Origin of the sequence: Shinella granuli, from assembly GCF_004341885.1 — a bacterium.
Taxonomy (GTDB): domain Bacteria; phylum Pseudomonadota; class Alphaproteobacteria; order Rhizobiales; family Rhizobiaceae; genus Shinella; species Shinella granuli.
Map to the genome: position 1 here is coordinate 100,996 of NZ_SLVX01000022.1, position 7,417 is coordinate 108,412.

A 7,417-nucleotide genomic window follows, 5' to 3' on the forward strand; every position below is an offset into this window, starting at 1 on the left:
GAAAGCGGAAACGCCCGAAAATCAGTTGCTGGCATCCACCTTTTTGATGGCCGCGTCGTAGAAGGAGCGGTCGATCCAGGTGTCGTAGTTCACCTTGCCCTTCAGGAGGCCGGCATCGGCCATGAAGGCCTCCTCGCCCTGAAGCGCACGCACCGCCTCATCGGTGATCTGCGGATCCTGGAAGAACTTGCCGTCCGGATAGGTCGCGCGCACCGCATTGTCGCTGTTGCCGGTTTCCTTGACGAAAATCGCGATCGTCTCCTCCGGATTGGCATCGGTCCAGCGCGCCGCCGCGATATCGACGGCCAGCAGACGCGTCACGATGTCGGGATATTTGCGGGCGAAATCGCCGTTGACGCTGAGGAGATGCGGCACGGCCCATTCCGGGCTGCCGGAAACGCCGGCATCGAAGATCACCCGGGCCTCGCCTTCCTCGACCAGCTTCTGCACGGGGCCGGTGCTTTCGACCACCGCATCGACGTCGCCGCGCGAAAGGGCCGGGCCGGAGCTCTCGATGCCGAGGTTGAGGCTTTCCACGTCATTGATCGAGAGGCCCACCGTCTTCAGCGCCTTGGCGAAAGTCGAGTGGCGCACCGTGCCGGCGAGATAGGCGACCTTCTTGCCCTTGAGGTCCTCGATCTTCTGGATCGGCGAATCCGGCTTCACGACGATCTGCGTCTCGTTGGAACGGTTCCAGCTCGACAGGCCGACGAGCTTCACATCGGCGCCGGTGGCCGCAAGGCGCAGCGAAGGGTTATTGCCGATATAGGTGAAGTCGATGGCGCCGGAGCCGAGGGCGACGGTCGCCGCCGAGCCGCCGTCGAAGGTGGTCAGCTCGATCTTGATGCCGTCCTTAGCGAACTCGTCCTCCAGCAGCTTCTTGTTGCGGTAGAGGATGAACTTCAGGTGGCCCGGCGCGGTGGAGCCGATGCGGATGACGTCGGGTTTCGCCTCGTCGGCAGAGGCCGGCGCAAGGCCTGCAACGGGCAGGATCGACAGCGCGAGCGCGATTTTCAGGAGCGTCCGGCGCAGCGGACGGATGGAAAACGATGTCATGGATGGGTCCTTTCGGAATAGGCCGTTGATTGAGGAAGCAATGCGATCGGGATTAGTTCGGGCCGCTTTCGCCGCTGCCGCGCCAGTGCGTCGCGCGCCGTTCGCCGGCGACGAGCAGGTAGTTGAGCAGGAGGCCGATGATCGTCAGCGTCAGGATGCCGGCATACATGCGGTCGGTTTCCAGCATCAGCGACGAATTCTGGATGAGGTAGCCGATGCCGGACTGGGCGGCGAGCATCTCGGCGGCGATCACCGAGAAGAGCGAGGTCTTCACCCCGAGCCGGGCGCCGGCGACGATCGAGGGAATGGCGGAGGGGAAGATCACCTTCTTGAAGAGATCCCAGTCCGAGGTGCCCATGGAGCGCGCCGCCTTGACGAGCAGCGGATCGACGGACTTCACCCCGACGATCGTGTTGATCAGCAGGAAGAACACCGCGGCATAGAAGGTGATGGCGATCTTGGAGGCCTCGCCGATGCCGAGCACCAGGATGAAGACCGGCAGCAGCGCGAATTGCGAGGTGTTGCGCAGCGTCTGGACGAGGAAGTCGGAGGCCTTCTCGAACAGCGAATAGCGCCCCATCAGGAAGCCGAGCGGCACGGCGGTGACGACGGCAAGCAGGAAGCCGATCGCGGCGCGCTGCAGGCTGATGCCGATATGATCGGCAAGCTGGCCGGAGACGATCATCTCCCAGAGCACTGCGAGCACCTGGCTCAGCGGCGGGAAGAACAGCGCGTTGATCCAGCCGGCGCGCGGCGCGATCTCCCAGAGCAGCGCGAAGGCGACGAGCGCCGGCAGGCCGAGCGTGATGGTGGAGACGGTCTCGCTGAAAGCGCTCGGCGCCTTGGAAGGGGTGCGCTTGCGGCGCAATGAAAAGGTGTTGCGGAGCGGCAGGTTGCGGTCGGCGATAAGGCTCATCGGATCCTCCCTCAATTGGCGTAGGTGGAAGCAAGGGTCCAGTCGCGCTGGGCCTTGCCGACTTCGTCGCGCAGGCTTTCCCAGACGCGGCCGCGATAGGCGTTGAAGGCCTCGCTGTTGCGGATTTCGAGATCGCGCGGGCGCGGCAGGTCGATCTTGACGATCTCCTTCACGCTCGCCGGCCGGGCGGTCATCACCACGACGCGGTCGGCAAGATAGATCGCCTCGTCGATGGAGTGGGTGACGAAGACAACCGTCGTCTTGATCTGCTCCCAGATGCGTAGGAGCTCGCTCTGCAGGATATCGCGCGTCTGCGCGTCGAGCGCGGCGAAGGGCTCGTCCATCAGGAGGACCTGCGGATCGGTGGAAAGCGCCCGGGCGATCGCCACGCGCTGCTGCATGCCGCCCGAAAGCTGCGAGGGGAAACGGTCCTCGAAGCCCTTGAGGCCGAAGAGATGCAGGAAATCCTTCGCCCGCTCGCGCCGCTCGGTCGCGGGAACGCCCCGCACTTCCAGCGCGTATTCGACATTCTGTAGGGCCGTACGCCAGGGAAAGAGCGCATATTGCTGGAAGACATAGGCCGTGCGGGCATGGGGCTTCACGACCTCGACGCCGTCGATGCGGGCGACACCCGACGTCGCCTCGGTCAGCCCGGCGATCACGTCGAGCAGCACCGACTTGCCGCTGCCCGACGGGCCGACCAGCGTGATGAACTCGCCGCTGTCAATGGTGAGGTCGACGCCGTCCAGCACCGCAATGCGGCTGGACGTGACGCCGTCGACGGTCACGGTCTGGCCGGGCTTCAGGTTGAACGACTTGCGCACGGCGCTGACGGCGATGCGTTCCATGGATATCTCCTTTTCAGACCTGCGCCACGCGGATGTGGCGGGTCGGGTCATTCCGTGTTCCCCCGGCGCGGCCGCGGTTCCAGCCGAGTGCGCGGGCATAGGCACCGAAGAGGTCGCGCTCGAGGACGTCGGGCTCGGTGATGCCGGTCGGGCCATCCGCCTGTTCGGCGACGTAGAGCGCATCGGTCGGGCAGTAGATTTCGCAGAGGAAACAGGTCTGGCAGTCGTCCTGCCGGGCGATGACGGGAAGCCCCGTCTCGTCCCGGTCGAAGACGAAGGCCGGACAGATGCGCTCGCAGATGTCGCAGCGGATGCAGCGGTCGGCCGAGATGACTTCGATCATGCTTAGCCCTCCTGCGCCGTTTCGAGGGCAAGGGTCTCGCGCACCGCCGTCACCCGGTCGAGGCCGGAAACGATGATGCGGCTCGCCTGCGCGTCGCTCTCGCCCGGGAAATCACGCCGGCGATGCACGCCGCGGCTTTCGGTGCGCAGCGCCGCAGCGGCGACCGTCCAGCGGGCGCTGGCGGTGACGGCGGCGACCTCGCGGGCCTGCAGGCGCTCGATGCCGGTGGCTGTCGGCGCCTCGTTCAGCCGGGACCAGAGGTCTTCCAGCACCCTGCCGCTCGCTTCAAGCGTTGCCGACGTGCGCCAATAACTCTTGTCGAGCGGTGCGATCTCGTCGTGCACCGTGCGGGCGGCGGCGGCAAGATCGACGGCAGGACCGGCCGTGCCGCGAAGACCCGTCGTGCCGAGCGGGCGCAGGCGGCTTCCATCGCGGCCCTGCCGGCGGTGGGCGTGCCGGGCCGCGCCGTGGCCGGCCCACCAGCCGCTGGCGATCGCCCAGGAGGCGTTGATCGCGCCGCCGCCGGAAATGCCGCCGGTCACGTACTCGCGGCTCGCCGCGTCACCGGCGGCATAGAGGCCGGCAATGCCGGTGCCGCAATCGGAGGAGACGATGCGGATGCCGCCGGTGCCGCGCACCGTGCCCTCATATTTGAGATCGACACGGAAGAGGTCCGTGAAGGGATTGATGCCCATGCGCTCATAGGGCTGGAAACAGTTCGGCTGGCCGCGTCGCAGCCAGTCCTGCATGGCGGGTTCGGCAAGGTCGAGCCGGGCATAGACCGGGCCGGCCAGCAGCGCTTCCGCCACCTGTCGCTCGCCGCCGCCGATGCCGTTCGTCACCGGCTCGCCGCGGGCGTTGCGCAGCACCTCGCCGTCCGCGCCGTAGAAGGTGGCCCAGCGGAAGGGCAGGCCCTTGTTCAGCGACGAGCCATGGGGAGCGAGCGTATACTTGCCGGTGAACTCCATGCCGGACAGCGACGCGCCGGCCTCCGCGGCGAAGAGGTAGCCATCGCCCGTCAGCCCCGTGCCGCCGAGGATGCGTTCGAAAAAGGCGCAGCCGCCCGTGGCCAGAACCACGGCCCCCGCCAGGACCTGGAAGCTCGCCCCGTTGCGGCGCGCAAGCCCTGCGGCGCCGGCGACCCGGTCGTCGTCGCCGAGCAGTTCGAGGATGGGATGATGATCGAGGATCGTGACGCCGGCCTTCTGCACGCGCTGGCGCAGGAAGCGCATGTAATCCGGCCCGCGCAGATTGGCGATATAAAGGCTGCCATCCTCCTCGCTCGGGAAGGGATAGCCCCATTCCACCAGCTTCTGGAGGTTCTCGTAGGCCTGGTCGGCGGCGCGCAGCATCCAGCGGCGGTCGGCAAGGCCGGCCGTGCGCTTGAAACGCTGCTCGACGGAAGCCGCCCGCCCCTCGCCCGGCGGAACGCACCAGGTCCCCGTGTTCGACGGCGCCGTGGCACCGCTCGTGCCATGATAGCCCTTGTCGGCCAGGACGACGCGGGCGCCGGCCTCGGCGGCCGACAGCGCCGCCCAGCCGGCGGCGGGACCGCCGCCGACGACAAGCACGTCCGTCTCGATAAGACGCCCCTCTTCGGCGGGCCGTTCCTTGCGATGCGATGCCATGATGCTCCGGTTTCGTGCGAGGGATGCGGGTATCGGCTCAGGCGGCGGTCGAGAACCAGGAAGGCTCGTTGCCGGCGGTCCACTTGATGTTGCAGCCGATGGAGGGAACCTGCGCCGCAGCCGCGGGGCTCCCCTTCAGCACCGCCTCGACGGCCGCGCGCAGGTCCACGCCGGTCACGTCCTTGCCGTTGCCCGGACGGGCATCGTCGAACTGACCGTGATAGGCCAGCCGGCGCTCGCCGTCGTAAAGGAAGAAGTCCGGCGTGCAGGCCGCGCCATAGGCCTTGGCAACGTTCTGCGTTTCATCCTTCAGATAGGGGAAATCGTAGCCGTAGGTCTTCGCTTCGATGCCGAGCCTTTCGAGCGTTTCTTCCGGATGGGCCTCCGCGTCGTTGCTGTTGATCGCGACGACGGCAAGTCCCTGCCCCGCATAGTCGCGCGCGAACTGCGCCAGCGCCTCGCGGATCAGCACCACGAAGGGGCAGCGGTTCGAGATGAAGGCGACAAGCAACGCCGGACTGTCCGCGAAGTCCTTGAGGCTGAACTCGGCGCCGTTCGCATCGGACAGAACGAAGTCCGGCGCGCGGGTTCCAAGCGTGATGGGGTTGGATTCGGTTTTCGGCATGGTATCCTCCTGGCAAGCCAACAGGATCATTAGATGACATAATATATAGATTTTATAGGCAATAGATTGCCATAAATCTCTGCCCGCGGAGATATTGTTCGCGTCCAATCCCCGGCATACGGGAATTTTTTCCGTCTCTTTGACCGCCGCTATTACCGGACGTGAGTTCGCCGCCTGCCGGGATCGTCGTTTCCGGCATTCCCACACGCAACACCGGCAGGACCGGCCCCGATCAGCCTGCCCCGGCCACGATCGCCGCAAGGCGCGGCTGCGGCAGACCGAAGGGCTTGGCAAGATCGAGGAACGCACCGATGCGGCGCTCCACCTTCTGGACGTGGTTCTGCGCGATATCGGCAAGCCTGTGGTTCAGGAAGGGATTGGCGAAACGCTCGAGCGTGATGGCAAGGTAATCCTCCGCCCCGTCACCCCCCGGCAGCCGGGCAAAGACCGGCAGCACCTCCTGCCGGTAGATCGCCGTCAAAGCCTCCTCGACCGCGGGCCGGGCGATGAATTCGCGCACGACCGGATCGCCGCCGCCCCCCTGTTGCTGCCAGATATCGACGAGAACCGTGTGGCCGAGATTGAGGATATGCAGCTTCAGTCGCTCGATCTGCTTCAGATCGTCGACCAGCTGGATGGCCGGATGCCGGCACGGTGCGACGACGCCCGGCCCCTTCTCGATCGCCCAGAGCGCATAGGGTTCCGCGACCGCCCCGGCCGGTTCGATGGGCTCGGACACGATGCGATCAACGAGGCTGTTCACCCAGACCACATCGTTTTCGATATAGGACAGCAGCCCAACATCCCCTGTCTGCCGGCGCGCCACCGCCAGCACGGCGGCCTTCAACGCCTTGCCGTTGTCGACGACCAGCTCCATCGGCAGGATGACGATCGATGCACCGCCCGCGGCATGACGGGCGGCGAGCAGGTGGAAGAGTTTCGCGGGGAAGCTCATCGATGGATGATAGGTGGCCGATGCGTCCTCCGGCCGGCCCTGGTAGCCGGCATCGCCGGTATTGGAGAGAACGAACGCCGCCTCCTCGACGAAGACCCGCACCACCTCCGGCCAGTCACGCGCGGCGGAAAGCCCGCGCCTGACGGAGATGACGGTCATCACCTCATCAACGGGGCGGCCGTCCTTGAGCCCCCGGACCCGCACCGGATATCCCTCCGGTGCGGCGAGCGCGGCAAGCCGATGGCTGCGTGCCGCGTCGCCGGAAGTCTGCACGACGGTGATCGCCCGCTCCGGCTCTCCCTCCGACAGGAAGAGATCGGCATGGGCCTGCAGAAACCGGCTGGTTCCGAACTGGATGACGGGCGTCTTCATGGTGCGATCCGATCGTCAAAGCGCGAGTTCGCGCCGCAGGGTTTCCAGCCGCTCCATGGCGACGACGCCGTCACGGATGGTCGGTGCCGGCGTTTGCCTGCCCGTGAGCGCGGGGACAACGTCGGCGAGCAGCGAATGATAGCCCTTCGGGTCTTCGTTGGCGGCGGCGGTGAAGTTGGGTTTCCAGGTCAGCGTGTCGACCGCATCGTCGAGCGTTGCCGCCGGATCGTCGACCTTGAAGGGCGGGTTGCGGTTCCAGCGCACTTCGATGACGTTGTCGACCTCGATGCGCTGATGGTCGCCCATGATCTCCAGGCGCTCGACCGGCGCGCCGCGCGATTGCGCCGTGCCCATGGCGATCGTGCCGATCGCGCCGCATTCGAAATCGAAATGCACGTGGAAGAGCACCTTGCCGCGATCCTTCTCCACCTTGCGGGCCGTCAGCCTGGTGACCGGCGAGACGAGGAAGGAGACGAGGTCCATGTAGTGCACGCAATGGTGCAGGAAGAAGCCGGTATAATCGACATTGCCGGCGAAATAGCCGGGCGCCGTCATGTAGTAGCCGGTGAGGCCGTAGACGGCGTCACGACACGAAAGTGTTGAATCTGTCCGACTTTTGAGAACGTATGGTGATCACGCTGCGAGGATGGATGTTTCGCGCCGTAGCGGCCTGA

8 protein-coding genes are annotated in these 7,417 nt (G+C 66.1%); all 8 read right to left on the reverse strand.

Annotated features, from left to right (window positions below):
* Positions 1–21: 21 nt before the first annotated feature.
* The 8 genes from EV665_RS25465 to EV665_RS25500 all read right to left on the reverse strand — a co-directional run bounded on the left by EV665_RS25465 (position 22) and on the right by EV665_RS25500 (position 7,298).
* Entirely contained in the window at positions 22–1,056 is a 1,035-nt protein-coding gene (locus EV665_RS25465; protein WP_133036203.1) for an aliphatic sulfonate ABC transporter substrate-binding protein, read from the reverse strand.
* Between the two features lie 52 nt (positions 1,057–1,108).
* Complete coding sequence (locus EV665_RS25470) at positions 1,109–1,972, reverse strand: ABC transporter permease (RefSeq protein ID WP_133036204.1); 864 nt, start codon at positions 1,970–1,972, stop codon at positions 1,109–1,111.
* An 11-nt stretch (positions 1,973–1,983) separates the two neighbouring features.
* Positions 1,984–2,820 carry an ABC transporter ATP-binding protein gene (locus EV665_RS25475; protein ID WP_133036205.1) on the reverse strand — a complete coding sequence of 279 codons (837 nt, stop codon included), beginning with the start codon at positions 2,818–2,820 and terminating at the stop codon, positions 1,984–1,986.
* 13 nt (positions 2,821–2,833) lie between these two features.
* A complete protein-coding gene (locus EV665_RS25480) occupies positions 2,834–3,163 on the reverse strand; it encodes a 4Fe-4S dicluster domain-containing protein (protein ID WP_133036206.1) in 330 nt (109 codons plus the stop codon).
* Between the two features lie 2 nt (positions 3,164–3,165).
* Positions 3,166–4,791: an FAD-binding protein gene (locus EV665_RS25485; RefSeq protein WP_133036207.1), complete on the reverse strand. Its 1,626-nt coding sequence runs from the start codon at positions 4,789–4,791 to the stop codon at positions 3,166–3,168.
* A gap of 37 nt (positions 4,792–4,828) precedes the next feature.
* Positions 4,829–5,416 (reverse strand): thioredoxin family protein, encoded by a 588-nt coding sequence (locus EV665_RS25490; protein ID WP_133036208.1) that lies wholly within the window; start codon positions 5,414–5,416, stop codon positions 4,829–4,831.
* Between the two features lie 232 nt (positions 5,417–5,648).
* Entirely contained in the window at positions 5,649–6,743 is a 1,095-nt protein-coding gene (locus EV665_RS25495) for a mannitol dehydrogenase family protein (protein ID WP_133036209.1), read from the reverse strand.
* Positions 6,744–6,758: 15 nt separating this feature from the next.
* Positions 6,759–7,298, reverse strand: coding sequence for a Gfo/Idh/MocA family oxidoreductase (locus EV665_RS25500; protein ID WP_245507827.1), 540 nt, complete (start codon positions 7,296–7,298; stop codon positions 6,759–6,761).
* Between the last annotated feature and the right edge of the window lie 119 nt (positions 7,299–7,417).

Excerpts from the sequence above, each read along its gene's own strand:
- EV665_RS25495 (WP_133036209.1), bottom strand. The coding sequence starts at position 6,743 with ATGAAGACGCCCGTCATCCAGTTCGGAACCAGCCGGTTTCTGCAGGCC.
- EV665_RS25490 (WP_133036208.1), bottom strand. The coding sequence starts at position 5,416 with ATGCCGAAAACCGAATCCAACCCCATCACGCTTGGAACCCGCGCGCCG.
- EV665_RS25470 (WP_133036204.1), bottom strand. The coding sequence starts at position 1,972 with ATGAGCCTTATCGCCGACCGCAACCTGCCGCTCCGCAACACCTTTTCA.
- EV665_RS25485 (WP_133036207.1), bottom strand. The coding sequence starts at position 4,791 with ATGGCATCGCATCGCAAGGAACGGCCCGCCGAAGAGGGGCGTCTTATC.
- EV665_RS25500 (WP_245507827.1), bottom strand. The coding sequence starts at position 7,298 with ATGACGGCGCCCGGCTATTTCGCCGGCAATGTCGATTATACCGGCTTC.
- EV665_RS25465 (WP_133036203.1), bottom strand. The coding sequence starts at position 1,056 with ATGACATCGTTTTCCATCCGTCCGCTGCGCCGGACGCTCCTGAAAATC.
- EV665_RS25480 (WP_133036206.1), bottom strand. The coding sequence starts at position 3,163 with ATGATCGAAGTCATCTCGGCCGACCGCTGCATCCGCTGCGACATCTGC.
- EV665_RS25475 (WP_133036205.1), bottom strand. The coding sequence starts at position 2,820 with ATGGAACGCATCGCCGTCAGCGCCGTGCGCAAGTCGTTCAACCTGAAG.